Below are 24,494 nucleotides of genomic sequence, written 5' to 3'. Positions count from 1 at the left end.
GGGCCCGGACGTACGGTGCCCGCCCCGTGGCCGTCGCGGGAGAAACCGGCGCCCGGCCGAACCGCTGTCAGCGTCCGCGCAGCGCCTTGCGTTTGCACCACGCCACCACCAGTGCGGCCAGTGCGCTGACGGCGATGAAGCCCATGGCGAGGAGGAACGCCGGTGAGGTGGGCGTCGAGGCCCGCGCGCCGGCCACGGCGTAGGCCGCGGTGTTCGGAATGCTGCCGAGCGCCGTCGCGACGAGGTAGGGGACCCAGCCCATACGGGAGACCGCGGCGCAGTAGTTCGTGGCGCAGAACGGCAGACCGGGGAAGAGCCGGATCGCCAGCATCGAGCGGAAGCCGTGCTCGCTCAACTGCCGGTCGGCGGCCGTCAGCCAGCGGGCACGCAGCAACGGGCGCAGGGCGTCCTGCCCGAGCAGCCGGCCGAGCCCGAACGCCAGCCCGGCGCCCAGGACCGTACCGGCGAGCGCCGTGGCCAGCCCGGCCTGGCTGCCGAAGAGGGCCCCCGCCGCGAGATTGAGGACCGGGCGCGGGACGAAGGCGGTGGTGCTCACGCCGTACGCCAGAGCGAAGACCACGAGGGCGGTCGGGCCGGACAACTCGGCGGGCCGGGCGTCAGCCAGGAGGTGCTGCGGCTGCCACCAGAGCGTCATGGCCGCGCCGCAGGCCAGCAGGGTGAGCAGCAGGCCCAGCCGGAGCCAGGGGGAGAACAGCACACGCGTGCAGCGCGCGGCGAGGCCGTCGGGCGTTGCGGCGGGCGGGAACATCCCGGGAGCGTAACCGACGGGGGTGACGGGGAGCCGTAACGTTGCCCGCATGGCCCAGAAATCGGACCCGCCGTCGAGCGAACTGGCCGACACCGTCCTGTCCCGGCTGACCGCCGCGTACCCGCCGGCCGGGGACCCCGTACGGGCCGCGGGGTCTGCCGCGTACCTCAAGGGTGTGTGCCCCTTTCTCGGTATCCCCACCACTGAGCGGCGGGCCCTCGACCGCACGGTCCTCAAGGACCTGCCCCGGCCCGACGAGACGGACTGCACGGCCGTCGCGCTGCGCTGCTGGGCCCTGCGCGAGCGGGAGTACCACCACTTCGCGGTGGACTACCTCCGTCGGCATGTGAAGGGTTGCTCGTCCGGCTTTCTGCCGGTCGCCAGGCAGCTGGTGACCACCACGTCCTGGTGGGACACGGTCGATGCGCTCGCCGCCCATGTGGTCGGGGCGCTGGTGGCCGCCGATCCGCGACTGGCCGGGGAGATGGACCGCTGGATCGAGGACGACGACCTCTGGGTGGCGCGTACCGCCCTGCTGCATCAACTGCGGTTCAAGGAGCGGACGGACGCCGGCCGGCTCTTCACCTACTGTCTGCGGCAGGCCGGGCACCGGGACTTCTTCATCCGCAAGGCGATCGGCTGGGCGCTGCGCGAATACGCGAAGACGGACCCGGAAGCGGTGCGCGATTTCGTGGCGGCACACCGGGAGCGGCTCTCCCCGCTGTCGGTGCGTGAGGCCATGAAGCATCTGTGAGGTCCTGACGCGTCGCCAGGCGTCAGCGCGGCGTACCGGGACGGCGGCCATAAATCGGTCGACGCCGCGGCGGGCGCCCGGCACCATATGACGCATGTCCCGGTACGCCTTCCTCCCGCTCCCGTCCGCAGTCGCGGACGAGCCGAAGGCTGCTGTCGATCTCCTCGCGGCCGTCGCCGCGGCCCACTGCGTTCCCGCAGCCACCGCCGTCGCGGCGGTCGCCGTCCCGGCCGCCGCAGCGGCCGACGGCGCACGAAGCTGACCCTCTCCGGATCGTCCGGCGGACCCCGCAGGGGGAGGGTCGGCCGGTCTCAGGGGTCCCCACGGCGCCAAGTCGCCGTCCTCACCGCATTGTTGCGAGGAAGAACACCATGCCCAAGACGGCATATGTGCGCACCAAGCCGCACCTGAACATCGGCACCATGGGTCATGTCGACCACGGCAAGACCACGCTGACCGCGGCCATCACCAAGGTCCTCAGCGACCGGGGGAGCGGGACCTTCGTGCCCTTCGACCGGATCGACCGGGCCCCGGAGGAGGCCGCCCGCGGCATCACCATCAACATCTCGCATGTCGAGTACGAGACCGGCACGCGGCACTACGCGCATGTCGACATGCCCGGCCACGCCGACTTCATCAAGAACATGGTGACCGGTGCGGCGCAGCTCGACGGCGCGATCCTCGTCGTCTCGGCGCTCGACGGGATCATGCCGCAGACCGCCGAGCATGTGCTGCTCGCCAGGCAAGTGGGCGTCCGGCATATCGTCGTGGCCCTCAACAAGGCCGACGCCGGCGACCCGGAGCTCACCGACCTGGTGGAGCTGGAGGTGCGCGAACTGCTGAGCACGCACGGCTACGACGGGGAGCGCGTACCCGTCGTAAGGGTCTCGGGGCTGCGCGCCCTGGAGGGTGACCCGCGCTGGACGGGGGCGATCGACGCGTTGCTGGACGCCGTCGACACGTATGTCCCGATGCCCGAGCGGTATGTCGACGCGCCCTTTCTGCTCCCGGTGGAGAACGTGCTGACCATCACCGGCCGCGGCACGGTCGTCACCGGGGCCGTCGAGCGGGGCACGGTGCGGGTCGGCGACCGGGTCTCGGTGCTCGGCGCGGAGACCGAGACGACGGTCACCGGGCTGGAGACGTTCGGCAAGCCCATGGAGTCCGCCGAGGCCGGGGACAACGTCGCGCTGCTGCTGCGCGGTCTGCACCGCGACCAGGTGCGCCGCGGGCATGTGGTCGCCGCGCCGGGCAGTGTCACACCGCGGCGCCGCTTCACCGCCGAGGTGTATGTGCTCTCCACCGAGGAGGGCGGCCGCCGTACGCCGCTGTCCACCGGTTACCGACCGCAGTTCTACCTCCGCACCGCGGACGTGGTCGGCGACCTCGACCTCGGTGAGCGGGGCGTGGCCCGGCCCGGCGAGACGGTGACGGTGTCGGTCGAACTGGGCCGGGACGTGCCGCTGGAGCGGGGACTGGGCTTCGCCATCCGCGAGGGCGGCCGCACCGTCGGCGCGGGCACGGTGCGCACCGTCGAGGCGTAGGACACCGCAGGTCATCAGGCTGCGCCCGGCACCTCTCCAGGTGCCGGGCGCAGCCGCCTGCTGTCGTGGCGGTCGCGCGGGTGCGAGACTGCTCGCCCGGATGAACGGGCACGAGGGCGATCGCGCCGCGCGGTGCGGGCGGTCGGCCGGACAAGGGCGGGAGACCTGATGACGGGCACGGCACTGGTCCTGGGCGGCGGAGGGCTCACCGGCATCGGCTGGGAGATCGGTGTGCTCGCCGGTCTCGCCGAGGCGGGCCTCGACCTCGCCGACGCCGATGTCGTCATCGGCACCTCGGCCGGATCGATCGTCGGCGCCCACCTCACCTCCCGGCACCTCACCCTGGAGGAGATGTACGAGCGCCAGCTCGCCGTGCCCGAGACCCGCTCGGCCGCACGTATGGGCCCGGCCGCGCTGGCCCGGTTCGCGGCCATCGCGCTGCGCTCCCGGGACACGGAGTCCTTCGGCGTACGGATGGGAAAGCTGGCGGTTGCGGCCCGTACCGTCACCGAGGCCGAACAGCGCACGGCGATCGCCCGGACCCTGAAGCTGACCGACTGGCCGGCCCGCCGGCTGGTGATCACGGCGGTGGATGCCGCGACGGGGGAGCGGACCGCCTTCGACGACACGAGCGGGGTCCGGCTGCTCGACGCGGTGGGCGCGAGCTGCGCGGTCCCCGGAATCTATCCGCCGGTCACCATCGACGGCACCCGGTGGATCGACGGCGGGGTGCACTCCAGCGCCAACGCCGATCTGGCCGCCGGATACGGTCGGGTGGTGATCGTCGCGCCGATGGCGGCCAGTGGTGGGCCGATCGCCGGACCGCGGGCGCAGGGGGAGCAACTGGCGCGCCGGGGCGCCCGGGTGCGGGTGCTCACCCCCGACCGCGCGGCCAGGTCGGCGTTCGGCCGCAATGTCCTGGACCCCGCCAAGCGCGCGGACGCGGCCCGCGCGGGGCGCCGGCAGGCGGCGGCCGAGGCGGCTCGGATCCGTCAGGTCTGGTCGGACTGAACGGCCCGGCGGGACAGGCGGCCGGGGCCGGGACACCGTGGCCGCACCGGCACAATGGGACGGTGGACGAAGCACCCGAGCCGATACCCGTCACCCGGGCCGTGGACTGCGGCACCGCCAAGCTGCTGCCGGACGTGGACCGGCCGCGCGCCTGGCTGCTCACGGTGGACGACGCACCGCAGTCGTACGTGGACCTCGACGCGCCCGCACATCTGGAATTCGAGTATGTGCGCCGGCTGGCACACGTCCTGGACGAGGTGGCCGACCCGGGACGCCCGCTCGATGTGCTGCATCTGGGCGGCGGGGCGCTGACCCTGCCGCGCTATCTCGCCGCCGTCCGTCCGCACTCCCGGCAGGACGTCATCGAGGCCGACCGCGGGCTGCTCGCCCTGGTGACGGAACATCTGCCGCTGCCGGGCGACTGCGGGATCGCGGTGCATGCCCAGGACGCCCGTACGGCACTTGAGGTGGCGCCGCAGGGCAGCGCCGATGTCATCGTGGCGGACGTCTTCGGCGGCTCGCGGGTGCCGGCGCACCTCACCTCGGTCGAGTACGCGCGGGCCGCCGCCCGGGTGCTGCGACCGGACGGCTGCTACGCCGCGAACCTCGCGGACGGTGCGCCGTTCGGCTTTCTGCGCGGCCAACTCGCCAATTTCGCCACGGTCTTCGAGCATCTCGCACTGATCGCCGAGCCCTCGGTGCTGCGCGGCCGCCGGTTCGGCAATGCCGTGCTGCTCGCCTCGCGCGCACCGCTCCCGATCGCCGCGCTCGCCCGGCGGGCGGCCGGTGACGTGTTCCCGGCCCGGGTCGAGCACGGTGCGGCGCTGCGGCGGCTGATCGCGGACGCGGTCCCCGTACAGGATGCCGAGGCGGTGGCGTCCCCGGTGCCACCCGACGGCGCGTTCAGCGTCGGCTGAGCGCGGCCCGCGGCTGCCGCGCACCGGCCGCTGTGAGCGCTCACTCCGCCTCCGCCGCATGCGGTTCCGTCGCCTCGGCCGCACGGGGGACCGCCCGGCCGGCGGCCGGCTCCGGCCTCGTGCGCCGGGTCAGCCGCCGCACCTCGGGCACGCACAGCACCGCCGCCGTCAGCAGCGCGATCAGTGCGGAGCAGCCCCACAGCGCCGCCGTCCGGCCGATGAGGTCCTGTACGGGGCCGGCCAGCGCGGTGGCGAGCGGGACCATGGCCAGGGACCCCAGCCAGTCGTAGGACGAGACCCGGGAGAACTTCTCCTCGGGGATCTCCTGGTGCAGCGCCATCATCCACGTCACCGCGAAGACCTCGACCGCGATCCCGGTGCCGAACATCACCGCGGTGAGTCCGGCCGCGGGGAGGGGGACGGCGAGCGCGGCGGACGGGAGGGCGAGCGGGAAGACGCACAGCGCACCGGTGAGCAGGAGGCGATGCGGTCTGACCCTGGTCATCATGAGGGCGCCGCCCGCCGTGCCCGCACCGAAGGCGGCCAGCGCCAGCCCCCAGGGGCCGGGGCCGCCCAGATGCTGCTCCGCTACCAGCGGTCCGTAGACCGCCTCGGCGGCCGATACCACCGCATTGACGAGGGAGAACTGCACCACCACCGCCCACAGCCACGGCCGGGAGACGACCTCGCGCCAGCCGTCCCGCAGATCGTGCAGCAGCCCACCGCCGGGCGCCCGTGCGGCGACCCCGCTGACGTCGAGGAATGCGCGCAGCACGGCCGCGAGGGCGAACGAGACGGAGTCGATGGCCAGCACCCAGCCGGGACCGACCACGGCGACCAGTGCGCCGCCGAGCGCGGCGCCGCCGATGTTGGCGCCGTTCATGCCCATACGGAACACGGCGAAGGCGCGCCCCGCCTGGTCGCCGGAGACACTGGCGAGCACCATGCCCTCGGAGGCCGGCGCGAAGAACGCCTGCCCGGTGCCGCCGAGGGCCGCCAGCACGGCCATCTGCCACAACCGCGGCTCGCCGGCCAGCACGAGCAGCGCGAACAGGCCCTGGGAGACGCAGCTGAGGGCGTTCGCGGCGACCATCACACGATGCCGGGGCAACCGGTCGGCGACCGCACCACCGATCAGCAGGAAGAGGACGAGCGGGACCGTCCGTGCGGCGGCCACCAGCCCGACGTCGGTGGCGGAGCCGCCGGAGGCGAGCACCGCGAAGGCGGTGGCGATCAGTGCGCCGGAGCTGCCGAGGTTCGCGATCACCGTGGCGCCTGTGAGCAGCAGATAGTTGCGCCCCGCCCACGCGGGGCGGGCCATCACCAAGAGAGCACCTGTGCGGAGGGGACCGTGTGGGACCACTTCCGGCTCGGGGTACCCGCCGCTCGGCACCCGCGGTGTGCCGGCGCCTTCACCCACCCGTCATCGCTGTGCTGTTGTCCTGGCCACATGAGCGTCAACGATAGGCAGGGCAGTGGGGGGGCCGCACAGGGCCGTCCCCTTCCGGCCACCACAGGCCCGGCGTCCGTCGGGTCCCGGTGACCGTCACGGCCGGCGGCCGGAAGGCATCCGCGGCATCCGCCCCTTCACACCTAAGCTACCGCTAGGTAACATGACGCTCATGTCCTCCGAGACCCTGCCGTCTATCGGCGAAATGATGGCGGCATCCGTGCCGATGGCCCGCACCCTGAACCTCGAGTTCGCCGAGACCACCGCCGAGCGCGCCGTGGTCCGCATGCCCGACCAGACCGACTTCCACAACCACGTCGGCGGACCGCACGCCGGCGCGATGTTCACCCTCGCCGAGTCGGCGAGCGGCGCCATCGTGATGGCGGCCTTCGGCGACCAGCTCGGCCGGGCGGTGCCGCTGGCCGTGCGAGCCGAGATCGGCTACAAGAAGCTCGCCATGGGACCGGTCACCGCCACCGCGGAGCTGGGCCGGACGGTGGCCGAGGTGGTCGCCGAGCTCGACGCCGGCGAGCGCCCGGAGTTCCCCGTGAACATCGCCATCACCCGCGAGGACGGCGCGGTCACCGGCGAGATGAGCATCGTGTGGACCCTGCGCCCCAACAAGTGAGCTGCTTCACAGCGGGGTTCTCCCCGGCCCGTCGTGCCCCGCACGGCGGGCCGTCGTCGTCTTTCCGCGGACCGCGCGGCTCCGGATCGGGCCACGGAGCCAGGTGTTGCCTACCGCACATGGATTCGGCTCCCTGACGGCGCGATCGAGTACGCTTCCCGGGCGTGCTGTGGCGCGCCAGGGGATCGACCGGCACCGGAGCCATGAGGATGTCGGGTCACGGCCCACGGGGGCCCTACACCAGCGGAGGAAGCGGCGTTGCACATCCAGGAGTGGCTGGAGACGGTACCGGCCGTGAGCGTCTACCTCCTGGTGGGGGTGGTCATCGGACTGGAGAGCGTCGGCATTCCGCTGCCCGGCGAGATCGTCCTCGTGAGTGCGGCGATTCTGGCGGCGACCCAGGACCACATCAATCCGTTCGTGCTGGGCGCCTGTGCGTCCGCCGGCGCGATCATCGGTGACTCCATCGGGTATCTGATCGGACGCAAGGGAGGCCAGCCCCTGTTGCAGTGGGCGGGCCGGAAGTTCCCCAAGCACTTCGGCCCCGACCATGTCGCCATGGCCGAGGCGAAGTTCGACAAGTGGGGTATGTGGGCGGTCTTCTTCGGCCGTTTCGTCGCGCTGCTGCGCATCTTCGCCGGCCCGCTCGCCGGCGTACTGAAGATGCCGTACTGGAAGTTCCTGATCGCCAACGTCCTCGGCGGCATCATCTGGGCCGGCGGTACGACCGCGCTGATCTACAGCGTGGGCATCGTCGCCGAGTCGTGGCTCAAGCGCTTCTCCTGGCTCGGACTGGTCGCCGCCCTGCTGTTCGGTGTCGGCTCCTTCTTCCTCATGAAGCACCGAGCGAAGAAGGCGGCCGCCGCGCGCGAGGTGGCGGAGACCCCGGTCGCCACACCGGTCGACTGACCTTCCCCGGGACTGCCGCGCCACCTGCGCGCGGCTCGTACGGTCTTCAACGGCAGTCAGGCGTTCACCTGACGCAAGTCACCTGAGGGTGCGGGCCGGTTGACGAGCGGTGTCACGTCAGGGCATCAGCCAGACGTCGGGGCCGCCGTCGCGCCATTCGAAGACGCCGGTGTCGTCCCAGACGAACTTCATGGTGCAAAAACCGGCCCGGCGCAGTATCGCGGCCACATCGCCGGGGCGCAGCGCCCGTCCCAGATCCTGTCCGTTGAGTGTCACACGGCGACCGCCTGAGAACGGCGGGTGCACGATCACGGGGGCACGCTTCATGCTTCCCAGCATGCGACCGGCCCGGCGCTCCCGCATCCCGAACGTGGCCAGTACGTCACACAACGTGTCAACCGGCGTCTTGCGGAGACCGGCCCGGCCCTGCGGACCCCGCCCGCTGCCGCGAGAAGAACGGCCGCGCCCGTACGCCGGACCCGCCGCGCTGCCACCACGGGATCTCCCCGTCGGCGTCCGGCAGTGCCGACCCGCCGCGCACCGCTCGCCGCAGTGCCGCCAGCATGCTGCGGACCCCCGCGATGAACAGCGGATTGCCGATGAGCTTCTTGGCCACCAGCGCCTTGTGGCAGGCGCGCAGCGCCGCCGCCGGTTTCCCGTGGGCGCTTTCGGTGAGGGCATGGGCGTAGAGGACCGTCGAGTACAGCCAGTAATCGCCGTCGGAGTGCCGGACCTCCCAGGCGCGGCGGGCCGCCGCCCGCGCCCCTTCCGCATCCAGCGGCGACAGCGCGATGGCGAGCAGCGCCCAGCTGTGGGCGGGCCCCGGCCCGAACCACGGATCCCTGGGGTGGTGCCGGGCCGCTTCCTCCAGGCACGTCACGGCCGCCGCGGTGTTCCCGCGGTACAGCTCCAGCACGGCGTGGGCATGCGCGATACGGGCCAGTCCGTCGGAGTCCGCATGCATCACCGCCGCCGTCCATGCCTCGTCGAGCAGCGCCTCCGCGGTGGCGAGCGAGTGTTCCTGCGCGGCGAGATAGCCGGCCAGCCACAACGCCCGGGCCCGCAGCGCGGTGTCGTCCCGGGAGAGCAGCAGCAACCGGTCCAGGTGGGCCCGCCCCTCGCGGCGGAAGCCGCAGGCGGCCCAGTGGAACCACAGTGACACCGCGATCTCCAGCGCGCCGAGCGCATCCTCCGCGTCCTGCGGTGGCCGGGTCAGCGCCGCGTCGAGATTGGCCTGTTCGTCCTCCACCAGTCGCACGGCGACCTGCTGGTTGGGGCCCTGCCAGGCGATCTGTGCCTCGGCCGCGAGCGCCGCACAGGCCTGCCGGAACCGCCGTAGCGCCGCGGACTCCTCGCCCGCCTCGCGCAGCTGCGTCCGCCCGAAGTCGCGGGCGGCGCGCGGGAGTCGGTAGCGCGGCGGCAGCGCGGCCCCGGTGTCCTCGTGCGCGCCGCCCGCGTCCCGTACGCGTTCGACGACCGAGGCCGTACGGAGCCGTTCCAGTGCCCCGTCGACCGCCGCTGCAGGGACGTCACTGCTGGTACAGACGCATCCCGCGAGCCAGGGGTCGAAATCGCCGGGAAGCACCGAGAGCCTCGCCCATACCCGGCGGTCGGTGGGCGAGCAGAGGGCGTAGCCCGCGGCCTGCGCGGCGTGCAGCGAGGTGTGCCGCACGGTCGCCGCCGGCCCCGAGTAGAACAGCGGACCGTCCGTGCCCACCTGCGCGGCGAGCTGCGGCAAGGACATCCGGTCCAGCTGGTGCGCGGCCAGCGCGATCGCCAGCGGTGAGCCCTCCAGCGCCTGGCACACCGCGACCAGGAGCTCGGGCGCCGCGGCTCCGGTCCGCGCGGCCAGCAGCTCGACGGCCGGTCCGGCGATCCCCTCGCCCAGCGTCACCGGAAGCGGCGCGAGCTCGACGACCCGCTCCTCGGCCAGCCCCAGCGGGCCACGTGCGGTCGCCACGATGCGCAGCGACGGGTCGGCGCGCAGCAGCCGTCGCACGAGCTGTGCGCACTCGGCGAGCACCGGGTCGCAGTCGTCCAGCAGTACGGTCACGCGATGCCGCCGGCAGTGCGCGGCCAGCGCCGCGAGGGCCGTACCGCCGGCGGGAGCGCACGCCGGGGTGGCATCCGTCCGGCCCGCCCGGCCGAGCAGCGGTGCGCTGACGCAGGGGTCGGCCGTATGCCGGGCGAGGGGCCGGGCGGTGTCCCGGCATGCGGTGTCCGACTGCCCCGCCGCCCGGAGCAGTGCCTCGGTCAGACCGCCCTCGGCCAGACCGTCCCAGCAGCCGACCCGGATGACCGTGCCGCCGTGCCGAGCGGTGTGCTCCGTCAGGACGGCGCGGGCCAGCACGCTCTTGCCCACCCCGGCGGCCCCGGTGAGCGTCACCAACTGCGCACCGGCCAGCAGCCCGGACACCTGCTCATGCTCAACGGCCCGCCCCACTACGCCGGGCGGTGGCCGGTGATCGGCCCACGCGGTCATCGGTCATCCCCAACCACGGCACAGCGCCGCGCCCTTCCGAACTGGGAACCCACCATGCCAGAACCGACCGTCCGGTAAACAACGAGTGGGCTCATCGAACGAGGGAAACCCGGCCCCTGAATTTGACGTGACGCGATGTCTTCTGGAGGGCCCGGGAGGGTGGACGACCAGGTCACCGCGGTCGGGGGCGGCGTTCAGGACACTTCGGCCGATTTTAAAGTGGTGTCTTTCGACCGGCGTCGCAGTGGCAGCGTGGCTGCCCGCGGCCGGCCCAAGGATCCGAGGAGAACGTCCCGATGAAGTGCCTGCGCGTCCATGCTGCGGTAAGTGTGGTGGCTCTGGGGCTGCTGGCCGGTTGCGGCGGCGGCAGGGACACCGTCGACGCATCGAGTGTGCCGCGGCTGCGGGCCCATGTCGCGGATGCCCGCAACGGACAGCCCCGGGTGGCGGAGCCGCGAGGCCCGCGCTCCTCCTTCACCCCGTTCCGTACGGCCGGGGGCGGCACCGAGGTCGTGACGACGAAGTGGCACGGGCGCAAGTCCGGTTTCACCGGGGACATTTGGGCCTGGGTGCCGCCGGAGTATCACCGGTCGGAGTACGCCACGAGCGGCTTTCCGGTGCTGATCGCGCTGCCCGGCGCCTACGGCTATCCGTTCAACTACTGGGCCGGGGACGCCTTTGCGCTGGAGGAGCGGATCGCGGAGTGGTCACGGCAGGGCAAGACGCTGCCCTTCATCGTCGTGATGCCGGTGCTCAATCCCGGCAGGAAGTACTACGACGGCAGCGACATCCCGGGGCAGCCGAAGATGGGGACCTGGCTGACCGAGGACGTACCGGACTTCGCGCGGGCCAACTTCCGTACGTACGACAGCCGCGACGGCTGGGCCTTCATGGGGTCCTCGTCCGGTGGGTTCGCCGCGCTGAAGGCCGTGCTCAAGGAGCCGCGGAAGTTCAAGGCAGCCATCGTCAACGGGCCCGACACCGCGCCGGATTCGCCGTTGTGGCAGGGGCACTCGGCCGAGATGCGCGCCAACGACCCACGCCACCTGGCGCGGCAGCTGGCCGCGCGGAAGGGCTTGCCGGTCTATCTGGCCTTCGAGCTCGGCAGCAAGGAGGTGGCGGTGCCCGACGTGAAGCGCTTCATCAAGGACTACACCGGCGGGCCGGTCCACTCCACGCTCTTCGAAATACCGGACGGTGTGCACAGCGGTCACACCTATATCCGGCGGATGGCCGACTCGCTGCACTGGATCAGCGAGCGGATGCAGGGCCCCGTGCCGTCCGTTTGACGCACCGTCGCCCAGGTGGTCGCACGGGCGGGGTCCCCCTGTTGCCGACGACGGGCCGACCGTAAGAATTGTCCGTGACCCGGCCGGTGGGCGTGGCCGGCGTACGACGTCTGCCCGCTGGAAGGAGAGCCGTGCGGAATCTGCGAGTGGCCGGCCTGGCGCTGGCCGGTACGGCTCTGTTTGGTGGGGAGCCTCACGGCGGGCAGCCAGTGGCTGGGGGAGCGGGACGCGACCAGTGAGGTGAACGGGACCACCGATACCGTCCCGCGCGACGAGGTCGCCCGCTCGATCTCGGGCCATCTGTCGCTTCCTGTGATCCCGCGGGGCCCGCGCTCGGTCGACTGCGCCGGGGACCTGCGGGCGGTCGAGGGGGCGCGGACCCACTGCACCGCGCACTACCTGCGGGGGACCGACCGCGGCATGACCGTACGTGTCGTCCGGGTCCGCGGCGGCGAGATCACTTACGTCCACGACGCCCCGCATCGCTGACGATCCCCCCGTTCACGGCGTGGGCCACGTCACATCAGCTCGTGCCGACGGCTCGTCAGGACGGGGCCGACGCGCTTGCTCCAAGACCTGGCAACGCGCCCAATGGCCCCAAAACAGGCCTTTGTTGAATCTCCATCAGATCTGTGCAGTGTTCAGATCGCCGTTGGACGACGGGTGTTGCTGTGATGCTAAGATCATCGCACTTGCCAACGGGGTAGTCACCTGATAAGGCAGGAAAGAAATTCCGCGCATTGGCCTATGAAAACCGCCACCCCGGGGAGAACTATGCCATTAGCCGGCCCTTTGATGGCTTTCTGGCAGGCGACTGTGCGTGGCCGTTCACGTATGTCTGGGGGCGCGATTGATTCTGCACGTCGTGGCCAGACATATGACACCTGGTGGCTCCGTCGTCCGAAGAGAGTCCTATGACGCAATACTTCCAGGATCCAGCGTTCTGGGGTTTGATCGCTGGTACCCCTGTCGCCGCAACCGCGATTATTCGCGGCAGGAAGAAAATTACGGAACTTCGACAAGACAAGGCTGAGCTCAAGCAGCACTACGCCACTCTTGAAGACCACTACACGGAGGCCGTGGAAGAGGCCAAGGACCGGGCGGAGGAGGCCACCAAGACCACACTGAAGGCCGCCATGCGGACTCTGCAGGGTCTTGCGAGCGAGCAGCAGCTGGCGATTTCCAAGCTGCAGGAGACGTATGGCGAGCACAAGATCCTGCAGGATCTGCTCGACATCGACCACATGAACTCGCAGTTTGCGCGGCGTGCTCAGTCCATCGCCGTGCTCTGTGACGGCTGGCTCGGCCGGCGACGGCACAACGCCTCGCTCTACGATGTGGTGCGCAGCGCGAAGGGCCGTATTCGCCATTTCACGCGCGTCGAGATCCGGTCGCAGAGTAATTTCGCCATCGTGAGCCGCGCAGTTGAACCGGTTGCGCTGGTGCTCGCCGAGCTGCTGGACAACGCCACCAGCTATTCGGCGCCGGAAACGATGATCGAGATCAATATCCGTCCGGTGCCCAAGGGCGTGTGCATCGTCGTTGACGACGCCGGTGTCGGGATGAACGAGGAGGAGAAGGCGCGCGCCGCCCAGCTGCTGTCGAGCGAGAATGCGGCCAGCGTCTCCAGTCTCGGTAACCCGCCGCAGTTCGGATTCACCGTCATCGGTGTGCTCGCTGCCCGCTACGGTTTCAGCGTTTCGGTGGATTCCACCTCTCCTTACGGCGGCGTACGCGCGGTCGTCCTGCTCCCCGACGATCTACTGACGTCTTTGCACGAGCCCGAGGAGAGTGCTGCCGTGGCCGCGTCCGCCCCGTTGCCGCCGGAGAACCCTCCTGGTCACGCGGCCCTCGGCAGCCCGCCTCCGGCCCCCGCCCCCGGATACCCGGCCGCCGGCCCGCCGCCTCCCGGCGCTCCGCCCGCGGGGCAGCCGGCTTCCGCTCACGCGGCTCCCGAGACGACGTCCGGCGGTCTGCCGAAGCGCCGCCGCCGCGGTGCGATTTCCATCGTGCCGACCGATTCCGAGAACACACAAACACCGGCCCGCGACAGCGCAAAGGCCGCGTCCGTCATGGGCGCATTCCAACGCGGCACGCAATCCGGCCGTCGTTCCACCAATGCAAGCGATGAAGGGCATGAGGTTCAGTGAACTACGATCTGTCGTGGATGCTTGACAGTGCTCTGGAATTGCCTGAAGCGCAGCATGCCATTCTCGTCTCCGCCGACGGTCTGCTCATGGCCCGCTCGAAGGAAGTCGGCCGGGACCACGCCGACACCGTCGCCGCCGCGATGAGCGGAATGCAGTCGCTGAGCCGCACGGTCGCCGATTTCTGCCATGGCGGTGCGCCCGCGAGCCGCCCACAATGGCGGCAGACACTGGTCGAGTTCGACCATGGCTGGGTCTTTCTCATCTCGGCCGGCGAGGGCGCGTATCTCGCGGTTTCGGCGTCGCCCGATGTCGACATGGCGGAGATCACCTTCCGTATGCAGCAGCTTGTCGGCCAGCTCGGTAAGGCACTGACCAGCCCGCCGCGTGAGAGGGCTGATATCCAGCCATGACAACCGATGACGAGCCGGAGCTGGAACACGAAGCAGCGGAATTAGTGCGGCCGTACGTCATCACCAACGGCCGAGATCTTCTTGACGGCAGCGATTTCTCGCTGATCACTCTGGTCACCGTGCATGCGGAACCGCCCCGGACGAAGCCCCTCGATCCGGAGAAGCTCCGTCTGCTGGAACTGTGTTCGGGAGGCTTTCTGTCGATCGCCGAGATAGCCGGGCACACCCGGCTGCCGGTGGGTGTCGTCAAGATTCTGGTATCCGATCTCGCGCGGGAGGGTTATCTGTTCTCGCGCGCGCCCATACCGAGTGCTCAGCTTGTCGACCGGCAAATCCTTGAGGAGGTGCTGAATGGGCTCCAGGCTCGCTTTGGATGACGGCGTGTACTTGCGCAATTCAGTGCAGACCGCGGCGAAGATCCTCGTGGTCGGACATTTCGCCGTAGGGAAGACCACATTCATCGGGACCATGTCCGAGATTCCTCCGCTGCGGACCGAAGAAGTAATGACCCAGGCGGGCGCCGGAATTGACGACCCGAAAGGCGCGCCCGGCAAGACCACGACCACGGTCGCCATGGACTTCGGCCGGCTCACGCTCAGCGAGAAGCTGGTCCTGTATCTGTTCGGAACGCCCGGACAGCAGCGGTTCGTTCAGGTGTGGGAAGACGTGACGCGGGGGGCGCTCGGTGCGCTGGTCCTGGTCGACCCACAGCGTCTCGATGAGTCCTTCCCTGTCATGGACCTGGTGGAACACTACGGAATCCCGTACGCCATCGCCGTGAATCGGTTCGACGGGACTCCCTCTCATTCGCTCGATGAGATACGGGAGGCGCTGGACCTGCTTCCTGAGACGCCCGTCGTCAACTGTGACGCACGGGACCAGCGTTCCTCGGCGGATTCCCTGATCGCCCTCGTCCGATATCTACAGTCCCGCGTCAACTAGGAGCTCAGGCATGCAATCTCACTCGGAATTCCAGACTCCGCCGCCCGGCTGCCCGGCACACGCCGGTGGCGAAAGGACGCCCCTGCACGGGCCGGAATTCGCCGCCGCGCCGGACGTGTTCTACGGCATGCTGCGGCAGCAGGGGCCCAGCGCGCCCGTCGAGCTGGCTCCCGGTGTGGAGGCCGAACTTGTCACGGACTACGCCACAGCGCTCCATGTCCTGCAGAATCCGGACACCTTCGCGCGGGATTCCCGCCGCTGGCGCGCGCTGAACGAGGGGCGTGTTCCGATGGACAGCCCCGTGCTGCCGATGATGATGTACCGGCCGAATTGCATGTTCTCCGACGGCGCCGAGCACCTGAGGCTGCGCCAGGCGGTGACGGAGAGCTTCTCGCGTCTGGACATGCACCGTGTGAGCAGGCATGTCGACCGTGTCGCCGCGTACCTCATCGACCAGTTCAGCGTCCGGGGCAAAGCCGACCTGATCAGTGACTATGCGCAGCTGCTGCCGCTGCTGGTCTTCAACGACCTCTTCGGCTGCCCGGCGGAGATAGGCGACCGGCTGATCAGTGCCATCTCCAATCTCTTCGACGGTGTCGATGTGGAGCGGGCCAACGAGGTCATGGCGGGTGCCCTGTTCGAGCTGGTCACGCTCAAGCGCAGCACGCCGGGCGACGACATCACCTCCTGGCTGATGCAGCACCAGTCGCGGCTGACCGACGAGGAGATGGTCCACCAGCTCGCCCTGCTCATCGGGGCGGGTACCGAGCCGGTGCAGAACATCATCGCCAACGCGCTGCGGCTGTTGCTGTCCGACGAGCAGTTCGCCGGCGGCCCGCAGGGGGGCGGTGACGTCCTGGTCGAGGACGCCATCAACGAGGTGCTGTGGAACAGCCCGCCGATCGCCAACTACGCCACCCACTACCCGGTGCACGATGTGGAACTCTCCGGGAACAAGCTGGCAGCCGGGACGCCGGTGCTCATCAGCTTCGCGGCGGCCAACGCGGACCCGAGCCTGTCCGCGAGCCGGCAGACGTTCAGCAAGCGGGCCCATCTGGCCTGGGGAGCCGGCCCGCATGCCTGCCCGGCGAAGGATCCCGCGCTGCTGATCTCCATACGGGCGATCGAGAAGCTGCTGAACGCGCTGCCCGACATCGAGCTGGGCGTTCCTGCGGACACGCTGACCTGGCGGCCCGGCCCGTTCCACCGGGCGCTCAACGCGCTGCCCGCCCGCTTCACTCCGGTACGCAGCGCGAGGCGCGGTTCGCTGCCCGCCGCGGCGGCCGGTCCCGACGGCGGAGACACCCGGGCCCGGGAGCAGCAGAGCAAGCCTCAGAAGGGCAGTTGGTGGAGTGGATTCCTCAGCTGGTGGCGAGTGTGACCTTCGCTACAGAGTGAATGTTCGCTGATCGCATGAATGTTCAGCCATAAGGGTATGCAGGGCTGGCGACTATCCAGTGATCTTCTGAAAGAAGGTGTCGCCTTGCAGCCTGCTCTGGCCGCTGCCCCCGTCGACCGGCGCAGTGTGGTTTCGCTTTTTTCCCGTCTGCGCACGGCCGATGGCCAGTCGAATCCGTTGCCGTTGTACGCGAAACTCAGGGCGATAGGGGATATCGTTCCGGCGCCGTGGGGCGGCCACTTGGTGACCTCATACGGTCTTTGCCACCAGCTTTTGCGAAGTAGATCCTGGCGGGTCCCGGACAGCGATTGGCGGGCCCGCCAGGACGATGCCGCCCGCTGGAGCGCGAGTGCGTCACGCCAGATGGGCGGCACCCTGCCCATGCTCAACCCGCCGCACCACACCCGGGTGCGGCGGTTGGTGGGCAACGTTTTCGACCGCAATTCCATGGCCGAGATGAAGGCGTCGGTCGAGCAGACGACCAGTCGACTGCTCGACCGGTTCGAAGAAGAACTCACGCACGGCCCGGCCGATTTCTGTGCACTGGTCAGTGAAGAACTTCCGGTGATTACCATCGGCGAATGGCTGCAGATTCCGCCGGCCGACTATGCGCTTTTGCGCTCCCTCACCCACGACCAGGTATATACCCAGGAACTGTTTCCGACTCCGAGCCAACTCTTGCTCTCCGACGAGTCGAGCCGCCAATTGCGGGACTATTTCACATCTTTGGTGAGCGAGCGAAGGAGAAATCCGGGGAATGACCCGGTCTCGTCATGGCTCCGCGCCTGGGACATGCAGGAGCCCGACCGGGAAGCCGCCGACGAGGACGTCTACTTCCTGACGCTGTTCATGGTCCTGGCGGCGCTGGAGACGACGGCGCATGTCCTCTCCAGCGCGGTCCGGCTGCTCCTGGAGCACCCCCGTCAGCTGAACTGGCTGCGCATCCATCCCGAGCAGATACCGGACGCGATCGACGAGGTGCTCCGCCACGACGCCCCGATCCACATGATCAGCCGGGTGGCTCCCGAGGACACCGAACTCGCCGGGGTGACCGTCCACAAGAACGAGATGGTGCAGCTCATGGTCGGCGCCGCCCATCACGACCCGGACCACTTCGTCTCCCCCGGAGCCTTCGACATCAGCCGCCGGGCCTCCCATCTCGGCTTCGGCGGGGGAATTCACTATTGTCTGGGCAACGCGCTGGCGCGTCTGGAGGCGGACTGCCTGCTCACCGCGCTGCTGGAGCGTCTGCCCGGACTGAGGATCAGCGCTCCTCCCCTCTGGGAACCACGCGTGGCCTTCCGCCGCCTGATCACGCTTCCGGTCGTCCGTGTCTGACATACCCGGCGCACCGGTCTCCCGCACAGCGGAACAACGAAACAAGGAACGGCCATGATGCACGACTTCAAGTCTCTCCTCGTGACACACGAGGGACCCGTCCTCACAGTGCAGTTGAACTGCCCCGAGACAGGCAACGCCATCTCCGGGGAGATCCTCGACGAGCTGCTCGTCGTACTGGGAGCCCTGGACGACGAGGCCGGTATCAGGGTCCTGGTCCTCTCCGGCGCGGGCGAGGACTTCTGTCTGGGCGGTGACCGGGCGGAGTTCCCCGCCCTGCTCGCCGAGGACCCCAGCGGAGTGGGGCTGCGGGCCCTCGGCAACAAGGCGCGACGGGTGTGTGATGCCCTTGCGAGCACCGACGCGGTGACCATCGCGCGGTTGCACGGCGGGGTCGTCGGGGCCGGAGTGGGGCTCGCGGTCTTCTGCGATCTGCGGGTCGGCGCGGACACCTGCCGCTTCCGGCTGCCGGAGCTGGGGCTGGGGGTGCCGCCCGCGTGGGGCGGGATCATGCCGCGGCTGCTGCACGAGGCGGGCGCGGCGAGGATCCGTGAGCTGATACTGACCGCCGACAACTTCGACGCCGCCACCGCGCAGGAGCTGTCCATCCTCCACAACGTCGTCCCCGAGGATCAGCTCGACAGCGCCGTCACGCGGTGGATCAAGCCGCTGGTCCGCCGTTCCCCCTCGGCCCTGCGAACCGCGAAGCTGATGCTGAACGCGTACGCCAACGCCAACCGCCTCGCGGACGCCACCCTGTTCGATGCCGAGCTGCTGTCCTCCGCGCTGACCGCTGCCGCCTCCGCCCGGCGCTGAGCCGCGGACCGCGGTGCGGGCCCTTCCAGGGTCCGCACCGCGGCGGCGGGCCGGGCTTCGCTCGGCCGCGTGGCCGGCTCACTCCCCGGTGGCCGTGAAGGCCTCTCGGTGCTGTGCCGCCAGTTCCACATACATCGTGGCGTTGACCGTGAGGAGTTCGCGCTCCTCATCGGTCAGCTCCCGCTTGACCTTCGCCGGCACTCCGGCCACCAGCGAGCCGGGCGGCACCCGCAAGCCCTGAGGGACCAGCGCCTGCGCCGCCACCAGCGAGCCGGCGCCGATGTGCGCCCCGTTCAGCACCGTGGCACCCATGCCGATCAGGACATCGTCCTCGACGGTGCAGCCGTGCAGGACCGCGTTGTGCCCCACCGAGACCCGCGCGCCGACCGTCACCGGAAAACCGGGGTCCACATGCACCGTGCAGTTGTCCTGGATATTGCTGTCGGCGCCGAGCACGATCGGGCCGCAGTCGGCCCGCAGTACCGCGTGGTACCAGACGCTGGAGCCCGCTGCCATGGTGACCTCGCCGAGCACGACGGACGTCGGGGCGGTGAATGCCTCCTGATCGACCTTCGGCTCCTTGCCGCCCACCGGTGAAATCAATGCCCGTCCTGCCATTTCCGGATCTCCTTGCCGTTCCGCGCCGCGCCAACAGCACCGTAGACGACGGTCGCTGCGCCGGGCAGGGACAGCCGCCGGTGGGGCGAAGATCACAGCCCGGCGCGCGGCCCGCCGCCCGGGAGGCTGAGTACGGTGTGCGGGTGCCGACAAACCAGAACGTGTTCTCATCCGTCGCGGCCTGGCGGCGCCGGGCCGTGTCGCGCGCCGTCCACCGCGGCGCGCGCTGGGTGAGGGAAGTCGCGGCCGTCACGGCCGAGCGCCCCGGCCCGTACCGCTTCCGGCGGATCGGCACCGGCACCCGGCTCGCCTTTCCGCAGGGCACGGTCTTCGGTGACCCGTGGATCGAGCTCGGCGACCACTGCATCATCGCCCAGGACGTGACGCTGACGGCGGGCATGATGCCGGATCTCGACCTCGGCCCGGACCCGATCCTCACGCTGGGGAACGGTGTCGTGCTGGGCCGCGGCAGCCATGTGATCGCGGATGTCCGGCTGACGATCGGCAACGACTGCTTCTTCGGCCCCGGTGTCTATGTCACCACCACCAACCACAGCTACGACGATCCCGAGGTGCCGGTCGGCAAGCAGTGGCCGCGCACCGACCCGGTGGCCATCGGCTCCGGCAGCTGGATCGGTACCGGGGCGGTGATCCTGCCCGGTGCGCGACTGGGCCGGAATGTGGTGGTCGCGGCCGGCGCCGTGGTCCGTGGTGAGGTTCCCGATCATGCCGTGGTGGCCGGCGCCCCGGCCCGGGTCGTCCGCAGCTGGGATGCCCAGCAGGGCTGGCAGCCGCCGCTGCGCACCCCGACGCCGGTGCCGATCCCCGACGACGTCACCCCGGACCAGCTGCTCGCCCTGCGGGCCTGGCAGGCGGACGAAGCCAAGGAGGCGTACGAGGCGACCTGAGCCGCCGTCAGACAGACGCGGGCCGCCCGTTGTCGGGCCCGTCTCCGTCAGTTCCCCGAGGCGAGCAGGACCGAGCCGACCAGTGCGAGGGAGGCACCGGCCGTCTGGATCGCCCGCATCCGCTCCTTGAGGACGCCGAGTGCGGCGAGCGTGGTGACGACCGGGTAGAGGGAGGCGAGCACCGCCGCCATGGTGACCGGCCCGTTCTGGGCGGCGAGGGCGTAGGTGCCATTGGCGGCGACATCGGCGATCCCGACGAAACCGAGCGCGGGCAGCGCGCCCCGGAGGGCCGGGAGCCCGCCCTCGGGGAGCGCCGGGGTGCCACGCCGCACCGACGCGTACAGGGCGGCTCCGCCGACGGCGACATTGCACACCCGCTGGACGAACAGGGCGAGGAAGAGGCCGGTCACGGTCGTGGACGCCTCCGAGATCAGGGCCATCACCGCGCCGAACCCGAGCGCCGAGACCAGCGTCAGCACGAGGGTCTGGCTGGCCACGGACGCGCCGCTGATCCGCGGGCCGCCGGCCAGCAGGACACCGATCACGGCCACGACCATGCCGGTGACCTGCAGCAGCCCCGGCCGTTCGCCCGCCACGATCCCGACGCCGAGCGGTACGAGGATCGTGCCGACCGAGGCGACCGGGGAGACCACGCCCATCGGGCCGAGCGCCAGGGCGCGGTAGAAGCAGAGCATGGCGGCCGGCCCCACGACACCCGCCCCGACCGCGAACCACAGCTGCGGTCCGGCCTCCCGCCAGCCGCCGGTGGCCAGCACGATGGTGCCCAGCACCACGGCGGCCAGGGCCTGCGAGACGACCACCACGGTCAGCGCCTGCAGCCGTCGGGTGAGCAGTCCGCCGCCGAAGTCGGCGAGCCCCCACAGAAGGCTGGTGGCCAGGGCGAAGACCGCTGTCATGGTGAAACCTCGCAGTACAGTGAACCGGACGCTGAAGTACACCACACCGTAGTGCAGCATCTTGCATCACGGCATCTAATATATTGCCCTTCGACTGGGACGGACCGTGACGGACCTCGATCAGCTCACGCAGTCGCTCGCCCGCAACCTCAAACACTGGCGCGCCGAGCGCGGCTTCACCCTCGATGCGCTGGCGGCCCGCGCCGGGGTCAGCCGAGGCATGATCATCCAGATCGAGCAGGCCCGGACGAATCCGAGCGTGGGAACCACCGTCAAGATCGCGGACGCGCTCGGCGTCAGCATCACCACGCTCCTCGACTACGAGCAGGGCCCGCAGGTGCGCATCGTGGCGCCGAGCGAGGCGGTCCGGCTGTGGTCCACCGAGGCCGGGAGCTTCACCACGCTCCTCGTGGGCGCGGAGGCACCCGGACCGTACGAGCTGTGGGACTGGCGGCTGATGCCCGGCGACAGCAGTGCCTCCGATCCCCATCCAGCCGGCACCGTCGAACTGCTGCACGTCCGGGCCGGCACGCTGACGCTGGTCGTCGACGGCGAGGAGCACACGGTGCCCGCCGGCGCCTCGGCGACCTTCGAGGCCAAGGTCACGCACGGCTACCGCAACGATGGTGGGGAACCGGTCGAGATGACCATGTCGGTGATCATTCCGCTCGCCCGCTGAGACGGCCCGCCACCGGTCCGTGACGACTGTTAACTTGGCGCCATGCCCGTGCCGATGGATGCCTTTGACGATGTCCGGCCCGCAGTGGAGTGCCTGGACCTGCTGACCGGGCCGGTGGCCGCCGCGATCCGCGGCTGGAGCGGATCCGTACCGGTCGAGGAGCTGCGCTTCGTCGACACGGACCCGGCCATCGCGGACACCGCGCTGCTCGTCGAGCGCTACGGCCCCTGGCTCCTGGAGCAGTCGGCCAACTGCGTGGTGGTGGCCGGCAAGCGCGGCGGCGAGGCCACCCTGGCCGCCTGTGTCGTCCTCTCGCACACCCGCGTCGATGTCAACGGCGTGGTACGGCGTCAGCTGGGCGCCCGCAAGGCGTCGTTCGCGCCGATGGACAAGGCGGTCGGGGAGAGCGAGATGGAGTACGGCGGGATCACCCCGATCGGTCTGCCCGCCGACTGGCCGCTGTTGGTGGACTCCGCCGCCGCCGACACCCCCTACGCCCTGATCGGCAGCGGCAGCCGCCGCGGCAAGCTCATCGTGCCCGGCAAGGCGCTGGCCGAACTGCCCGGCGCCACGGTCCTGGACGGGCTGGGTATCGCCTAGGCACGAGGGCGGACAGGGCGGCCGGGGTCCCGCGGCACGTTCGGCCGCCCCCTACGGGACGAACGCCCCGGTCCGCAGATCCAGCGAGAGCGCCGTGGAGTGCTCGGAGAAACCCAGACTCCGGTACAACGGCTCGGCATCGTCGGTGGCATGCAGATCGACCCGGGTGACGCCCCGCTCGGCGAACCAGCCGAGCAGAGCCTCTGTCGTGGCGCGCGCATAGCCGCGGCCCCGGTAGCGGGGGTCCGTGCAGACGTTGAAGACGAAGCCGAAGCGCCCCGTCGGATGGCTCGGTGCCGGCAGCCGCTCCTCGATCGTGCCGAGCGCGCAGGCTGCGAGATGCGGAGCACCGGCCTCCGCACCCGCCACCACGAATCCGGCCAGCCGCGCCCGCGGCCCGGTCAGCTGCCGACGCGCCGTCGCCTCCGCGTCCCGCTCCCAACTCCCGGGAGAATCACGCCCGTTCATGGCGAGGAACATCAGACGGCGCAACCGGACCAGCTCGGCGGCGTCCTCGGGAACAGCGGCGCGGGTCACGATCATGCCCGGACGCTAACGCACCCGCCGCTCAGCCCAAACGGGGTATCTCAATCGCCGGACAACGGTCCATCACCATGTCGAGACCGGAGTCGCGCACCCGGTCCCAGGCCGCCTCGTCGACCACCCCGAGCTGGAACCAGACGGCCTTCGCCCCGGCCGCCACGGCCTCGTCGGCAACGCCGCCCGCCTGCTCGCTGTTGACGAACACATCGACCACATCGACCGGGAAGGGGATCGCGGCCAGCGAGGGATACCCCTGCTCACCATGCACCGTCTCGGCCTTGGGATGCACCGGCACGATCCGCTTGCCGTAGCGCTGCAGCACCTCGGCGACACCGTGCGCCGCGCGCCGCTCATTGTTCGACAGGCCCACGACCGCCCAGGTGTCGCCGAGCTCGGTGAGGATCCTGCGGATCGTGCTGGGGTCGCCGTACACGCACTGCCTCCTGCGGATGGAAGGGTCCTGTGCCGCTCAACGGACGGCGCGCCCCGGAGATTCCCGCGGGAGACGACAAGGCCGTGCGGCGTGCAATGACCGGCGCGCGCCGCACGGCAGACGCCCCGCCCGAAGGGGAAGACGGGCGGGGCGGGTCTTTGGTGCCGGCGGCTCAGTTGGCGCCGCGGGCCATGCCGCTGCCGGCCATGCCGGCCCCGACGACGGTGCTGCCCGTGGCGGCACGGGCCGGCTTGCCGATCCCCCGGCCGCTGCCCACCGGCTCGGCGCCGCCGGCCCCGGTACCCGGGCGCGGCCCTACGGGCGCGGCCGTGTCCCGCGTCTCGTCCGCCGTTCCGGACGCCTCGGCCAGCGTGGCGCGCAGCTCCTCGGTGTCCACCAGCATGCTCACCGGGCCGGTCGGGTTGAGGTACAGCGCATGGCCCGGCGGCAGCTGCTCGACGAGTTCGGCCATCGGCCGCCGGTCGTACAGCAGACGGCCCACCGATTCGAGGTAGCTCTGCGAGGTGTAAACGGGGATCACCGGGGTGCCCTCGGGCGAGGCGGCGGCCAGTGGCGTACCGGTCGCGGTCACCAGGACGGATACCTCCGCGCGCGCCAGCGCCTCGGAGACGGCGTCTCCCGGTCCGTAGCCGGTCGCGGCGAGTTGCAGCGCGCTGTCGACCGCATCGGTCGGCTCCGGCCAGTCCAGCATCTGGGGCGACGGCCGGTACTCCGGATTGTCGCGCCACTCCACGATCTCGCCCGTCGGGTCCGAGCGCCACTGCCCGATCAGCGCCCAGAGGGGCGGTGGCCCCTCTCCCTGCCAGGTCAAATCCACCATGGCCAGCCAGTGGTCGGGTGCCTTGCGTGCCGCCTCGATGACCTCCGGCGGGGGCTCGGGCATCTCCTCACCCGTCACGGGAACGCCCGCCGTCATCGCCGACTGTGTGCTCTCTTCCATGCAGCCCTCCGCAAACCCGCCGTTCCT

General features: G+C 70.6%; 28 protein-coding genes. 19 read left to right on the top strand and 9 right to left on the bottom strand.

From position 1 onward, the window contains the following. Window positions 1-67: 67 nt before the first annotated feature. Window positions 68-769, bottom strand: a complete 702-nt coding sequence (locus ACWGI6_RS10155; protein ID WP_453267055.1) for a TVP38/TMEM64 family protein — start codon at window positions 767-769, stop codon at window positions 68-70. 49 nt (window positions 770-818) lie between these two features. Here ACWGI6_RS10155 and ACWGI6_RS10150 point away from each other — a divergent pair, with 49 nt between their 5' ends. The 5 genes from ACWGI6_RS10150 (at window position 819) to ACWGI6_RS10130 (ending at window position 4,995) form a co-directional block, all read left to right on the top strand. After that, a complete protein-coding gene (locus ACWGI6_RS10150; RefSeq protein WP_453267054.1) occupies window positions 819-1,523 on the top strand; it encodes a DNA alkylation repair protein in 705 nt (234 codons plus the stop codon). A gap of 94 nt (window positions 1,524-1,617) precedes the next feature. Next, the gene (locus tag ACWGI6_RS10145) at window positions 1,618-1,785 is read left to right on the top strand and encodes a hypothetical protein (RefSeq protein ID WP_453267053.1); all 168 of its coding nucleotides are present in this window, start codon (window positions 1,618-1,620) and stop codon (window positions 1,783-1,785) included. Between the two features lie 109 nt (window positions 1,786-1,894). Continuing rightward, window positions 1,895-3,067, top strand: coding sequence for an elongation factor Tu (gene tuf / locus ACWGI6_RS10140; RefSeq protein ID WP_453267052.1), 1,173 nt, complete (start codon window positions 1,895-1,897; stop codon window positions 3,065-3,067). 168 nt (window positions 3,068-3,235) lie between these two features. After that, window positions 3,236-4,078, top strand: a complete 843-nt coding sequence (locus ACWGI6_RS10135; protein ID WP_453267051.1) for a patatin-like phospholipase family protein — start codon at window positions 3,236-3,238, stop codon at window positions 4,076-4,078. Between the two features lie 62 nt (window positions 4,079-4,140). Beyond that, the gene (locus ACWGI6_RS10130) at window positions 4,141-4,995 is read left to right on the top strand and encodes a spermidine synthase (protein WP_453267050.1); all 855 of its coding nucleotides are present in this window, start codon (window positions 4,141-4,143) and stop codon (window positions 4,993-4,995) included. 40 nt (window positions 4,996-5,035) lie between these two features. On the opposite strand, the gene ACWGI6_RS10125 is transcribed toward ACWGI6_RS10130, so the two are convergent. After that, window positions 5,036-6,316 (bottom strand): MFS transporter, encoded by a 1,281-nt coding sequence (locus tag ACWGI6_RS10125; RefSeq protein ID WP_453267049.1) that lies wholly within the window; start codon window positions 6,314-6,316, stop codon window positions 5,036-5,038. A gap of 301 nt (window positions 6,317-6,617) precedes the next feature. Here ACWGI6_RS10125 and ACWGI6_RS10120 point away from each other — a divergent pair, with 301 nt between their 5' ends. Continuing rightward, window positions 6,618-7,073, top strand: a complete 456-nt coding sequence (locus ACWGI6_RS10120) for a DUF4442 domain-containing protein (protein WP_453267048.1) — start codon at window positions 6,618-6,620, stop codon at window positions 7,071-7,073. Between the two features lie 258 nt (window positions 7,074-7,331). Continuing rightward, window positions 7,332-7,982 carry a DedA family protein gene (locus tag ACWGI6_RS10115; RefSeq protein ID WP_393910079.1) on the top strand — a complete coding sequence of 217 codons (651 nt, stop codon included), beginning with the start codon at window positions 7,332-7,334 and terminating at the stop codon, window positions 7,980-7,982. Between the two features lie 117 nt (window positions 7,983-8,099). Here the strand turns inward: ACWGI6_RS10115 and ACWGI6_RS10110 are convergent, their stop codons facing one another. After that, on the bottom strand, window positions 8,100-8,309 hold the full coding sequence (locus ACWGI6_RS10110; RefSeq protein WP_393910080.1) for a hypothetical protein: 210 nt from the start codon (window positions 8,307-8,309) through the stop codon (window positions 8,100-8,102). 67 nt (window positions 8,310-8,376) lie between these two features. Next, complete coding sequence (locus ACWGI6_RS10105) at window positions 8,377-10,464, bottom strand: ATP-binding protein (protein ID WP_453267047.1); 2,088 nt, start codon at window positions 10,462-10,464, stop codon at window positions 8,377-8,379. A gap of 296 nt (window positions 10,465-10,760) precedes the next feature. Here ACWGI6_RS10105 and ACWGI6_RS10100 point away from each other — a divergent pair, with 296 nt between their 5' ends. The 9 genes from ACWGI6_RS10100 to ACWGI6_RS10060 all read left to right on the top strand — a co-directional run bounded on the left by ACWGI6_RS10100 (window position 10,761) and on the right by ACWGI6_RS10060 (window position 18,808). After that, window positions 10,761-11,753: an alpha/beta hydrolase gene (locus ACWGI6_RS10100; RefSeq protein WP_453267046.1), complete on the top strand. Its 993-nt coding sequence runs from the start codon at window positions 10,761-10,763 to the stop codon at window positions 11,751-11,753. A 183-nt stretch (window positions 11,754-11,936) separates the two neighbouring features. Continuing rightward, complete coding sequence (locus ACWGI6_RS10095; protein ID WP_453267045.1) at window positions 11,937-12,242, top strand: DUF4333 domain-containing protein; 306 nt, start codon at window positions 11,937-11,939, stop codon at window positions 12,240-12,242. 425 nt (window positions 12,243-12,667) lie between these two features. After that, window positions 12,668-13,903 (top strand): ATP-binding protein, encoded by a 1,236-nt coding sequence (locus ACWGI6_RS10090; RefSeq protein WP_453267044.1) that lies wholly within the window; start codon window positions 12,668-12,670, stop codon window positions 13,901-13,903. Beyond that, window positions 13,900-14,313, top strand: a complete 414-nt coding sequence (locus ACWGI6_RS10085; RefSeq protein WP_053209822.1) for a roadblock/LC7 domain-containing protein — start codon at window positions 13,900-13,902, stop codon at window positions 14,311-14,313. Before ACWGI6_RS10090 ends, ACWGI6_RS10085 begins: the two co-directional genes overlap by 4 nt. Beyond that, window positions 14,310-14,690, top strand: a complete 381-nt coding sequence (locus ACWGI6_RS10080; protein WP_393910085.1) for a DUF742 domain-containing protein — start codon at window positions 14,310-14,312, stop codon at window positions 14,688-14,690. Before ACWGI6_RS10085 ends, ACWGI6_RS10080 begins: the two co-directional genes overlap by 4 nt. Beyond that, a complete protein-coding gene (locus ACWGI6_RS10075) occupies window positions 14,665-15,255 on the top strand; it encodes a GTP-binding protein (RefSeq protein ID WP_453267043.1) in 591 nt (196 codons plus the stop codon). The genes ACWGI6_RS10080 and ACWGI6_RS10075 overlap by 26 nt, the downstream gene beginning before the upstream one ends. A 10-nt stretch (window positions 15,256-15,265) precedes the next feature. Then, the gene (locus tag ACWGI6_RS10070) at window positions 15,266-16,636 is read left to right on the top strand and encodes a cytochrome P450 (protein ID WP_453267042.1); all 1,371 of its coding nucleotides are present in this window, start codon (window positions 15,266-15,268) and stop codon (window positions 16,634-16,636) included. A 36-nt stretch (window positions 16,637-16,672) separates the two neighbouring features. Beyond that, window positions 16,673-17,992, top strand: a complete 1,320-nt coding sequence (locus tag ACWGI6_RS10065) for a cytochrome P450 (RefSeq protein ID WP_453267041.1) — start codon at window positions 16,673-16,675, stop codon at window positions 17,990-17,992. 54 nt (window positions 17,993-18,046) lie between these two features. Further along, entirely contained in the window at window positions 18,047-18,808 is a 762-nt protein-coding gene (locus tag ACWGI6_RS10060; protein WP_453267040.1) for an enoyl-CoA hydratase/isomerase family protein, read from the top strand. A gap of 78 nt (window positions 18,809-18,886) precedes the next feature. Here the strand turns inward: ACWGI6_RS10060 and ACWGI6_RS10055 are convergent, their stop codons facing one another. After that, window positions 18,887-19,426, bottom strand: coding sequence for a gamma carbonic anhydrase family protein (locus tag ACWGI6_RS10055; RefSeq protein ID WP_453267039.1), 540 nt, complete (start codon window positions 19,424-19,426; stop codon window positions 18,887-18,889). A gap of 143 nt (window positions 19,427-19,569) precedes the next feature. Here ACWGI6_RS10055 and ACWGI6_RS10050 point away from each other — a divergent pair, with 143 nt between their 5' ends. Further along, the gene (locus ACWGI6_RS10050; protein ID WP_393910091.1) at window positions 19,570-20,334 is read left to right on the top strand and encodes an acyltransferase; all 765 of its coding nucleotides are present in this window, start codon (window positions 19,570-19,572) and stop codon (window positions 20,332-20,334) included. Window positions 20,335-20,381: 47 nt separating this feature from the next. On the opposite strand, the gene ACWGI6_RS10045 is transcribed toward ACWGI6_RS10050, so the two are convergent. After that, complete coding sequence (locus ACWGI6_RS10045; protein WP_453267038.1) at window positions 20,382-21,251, bottom strand: EamA family transporter; 870 nt, start codon at window positions 21,249-21,251, stop codon at window positions 20,382-20,384. Between the two features lie 106 nt (window positions 21,252-21,357). On the opposite strand from ACWGI6_RS10045, the gene ACWGI6_RS10040 reads away from it, so the two are divergent. After that, window positions 21,358-21,930, top strand: coding sequence for an XRE family transcriptional regulator (locus tag ACWGI6_RS10040; RefSeq protein WP_453267037.1), 573 nt, complete (start codon window positions 21,358-21,360; stop codon window positions 21,928-21,930). Window positions 21,931-21,972: 42 nt separating this feature from the next. Continuing rightward, window positions 21,973-22,530, top strand: coding sequence for a YbaK/EbsC family protein (locus ACWGI6_RS10035; protein WP_453267036.1), 558 nt, complete (start codon window positions 21,973-21,975; stop codon window positions 22,528-22,530). A gap of 51 nt (window positions 22,531-22,581) precedes the next feature. Here the strand turns inward: ACWGI6_RS10035 and ACWGI6_RS10030 are convergent, their stop codons facing one another. The 3 genes from ACWGI6_RS10030 to ACWGI6_RS10020 all read right to left on the bottom strand — a co-directional run bounded on the left by ACWGI6_RS10030 (window position 22,582) and on the right by ACWGI6_RS10020 (window position 24,467). After that, window positions 22,582-23,073 carry a GNAT family N-acetyltransferase gene (locus tag ACWGI6_RS10030; RefSeq protein ID WP_453267035.1) on the bottom strand — a complete coding sequence of 164 codons (492 nt, stop codon included), beginning with the start codon at window positions 23,071-23,073 and terminating at the stop codon, window positions 22,582-22,584. 25 nt (window positions 23,074-23,098) lie between these two features. Further along, entirely contained in the window at window positions 23,099-23,506 is a 408-nt protein-coding gene (locus ACWGI6_RS10025; protein ID WP_393910096.1) for a CoA-binding protein, read from the bottom strand. Between the two features lie 172 nt (window positions 23,507-23,678). Continuing rightward, window positions 23,679-24,467 (bottom strand): type VII secretion system-associated protein, encoded by a 789-nt coding sequence (locus tag ACWGI6_RS10020; protein WP_453267034.1) that lies wholly within the window; start codon window positions 24,465-24,467, stop codon window positions 23,679-23,681. Between the last annotated feature and the right edge of the window lie 27 nt (window positions 24,468-24,494).

The organism is Streptomyces sp. NPDC054786, from assembly GCF_053611685.1.
The sequence above is the reverse complement of the archived record's forward strand: the minus strand, read 5'-3'. Positions and strand labels throughout refer to the sequence as shown.

What these genes read in the sequence shown, in the direction of transcription:
- ACWGI6_RS10155 (WP_453267055.1), bottom strand. Translation starts at nt 769, where the DNA reads ATGTTCCCGCCCGCCGCAACGCCCGACGGCCTCGCCGCGCGCTGCACG.
- ACWGI6_RS10150 (WP_453267054.1), top strand. Translation starts at nt 819, where the DNA reads ATGGCCCAGAAATCGGACCCGCCGTCGAGCGAACTGGCCGACACCGTC.
- ACWGI6_RS10145 (WP_453267053.1), top strand. Translation starts at nt 1,618, where the DNA reads ATGTCCCGGTACGCCTTCCTCCCGCTCCCGTCCGCAGTCGCGGACGAG.
- tuf (WP_453267052.1), top strand. Translation starts at nt 1,895, where the DNA reads ATGCCCAAGACGGCATATGTGCGCACCAAGCCGCACCTGAACATCGGC.
- ACWGI6_RS10135 (WP_453267051.1), top strand. Translation starts at nt 3,236, where the DNA reads ATGACGGGCACGGCACTGGTCCTGGGCGGCGGAGGGCTCACCGGCATC.
- ACWGI6_RS10125 (WP_453267049.1), bottom strand. Translation starts at nt 6,316, where the DNA reads ATGGCCCGCCCCGCGTGGGCGGGGCGCAACTATCTGCTGCTCACAGGC.
- ACWGI6_RS10120 (WP_453267048.1), top strand. Translation starts at nt 6,618, where the DNA reads ATGTCCTCCGAGACCCTGCCGTCTATCGGCGAAATGATGGCGGCATCC.
- ACWGI6_RS10110 (WP_393910080.1), bottom strand. Translation starts at nt 8,309, where the DNA reads ATGAAGCGTGCCCCCGTGATCGTGCACCCGCCGTTCTCAGGCGGTCGC.
- ACWGI6_RS10105 (WP_453267047.1), bottom strand. Translation starts at nt 10,464, where the DNA reads ATGACCGCGTGGGCCGATCACCGGCCACCGCCCGGCGTAGTGGGGCGG.
- ACWGI6_RS10100 (WP_453267046.1), top strand. Translation starts at nt 10,761, where the DNA reads ATGAAGTGCCTGCGCGTCCATGCTGCGGTAAGTGTGGTGGCTCTGGGG.
- ACWGI6_RS10090 (WP_453267044.1), top strand. Translation starts at nt 12,668, where the DNA reads ATGACGCAATACTTCCAGGATCCAGCGTTCTGGGGTTTGATCGCTGGT.
- ACWGI6_RS10080 (WP_393910085.1), top strand. Translation starts at nt 14,310, where the DNA reads ATGACAACCGATGACGAGCCGGAGCTGGAACACGAAGCAGCGGAATTA.
- ACWGI6_RS10075 (WP_453267043.1), top strand. Translation starts at nt 14,665, where the DNA reads ATGGGCTCCAGGCTCGCTTTGGATGACGGCGTGTACTTGCGCAATTCA.
- ACWGI6_RS10070 (WP_453267042.1), top strand. Translation starts at nt 15,266, where the DNA reads ATGCAATCTCACTCGGAATTCCAGACTCCGCCGCCCGGCTGCCCGGCA.
- ACWGI6_RS10065 (WP_453267041.1), top strand. Translation starts at nt 16,673, where the DNA reads ATGTTCAGCCATAAGGGTATGCAGGGCTGGCGACTATCCAGTGATCTT.
- ACWGI6_RS10060 (WP_453267040.1), top strand. Translation starts at nt 18,047, where the DNA reads ATGATGCACGACTTCAAGTCTCTCCTCGTGACACACGAGGGACCCGTC.
- ACWGI6_RS10055 (WP_453267039.1), bottom strand. Translation starts at nt 19,426, where the DNA reads ATGGCAGGACGGGCATTGATTTCACCGGTGGGCGGCAAGGAGCCGAAG.
- ACWGI6_RS10045 (WP_453267038.1), bottom strand. Translation starts at nt 21,251, where the DNA reads ATGACAGCGGTCTTCGCCCTGGCCACCAGCCTTCTGTGGGGGCTCGCC.
- ACWGI6_RS10035 (WP_453267036.1), top strand. Translation starts at nt 21,973, where the DNA reads ATGCCCGTGCCGATGGATGCCTTTGACGATGTCCGGCCCGCAGTGGAG.
- ACWGI6_RS10030 (WP_453267035.1), bottom strand. Translation starts at nt 23,073, where the DNA reads ATGATCGTGACCCGCGCCGCTGTTCCCGAGGACGCCGCCGAGCTGGTC.
- ACWGI6_RS10020 (WP_453267034.1), bottom strand. Translation starts at nt 24,467, where the DNA reads ATGGAAGAGAGCACACAGTCGGCGATGACGGCGGGCGTTCCCGTGACG.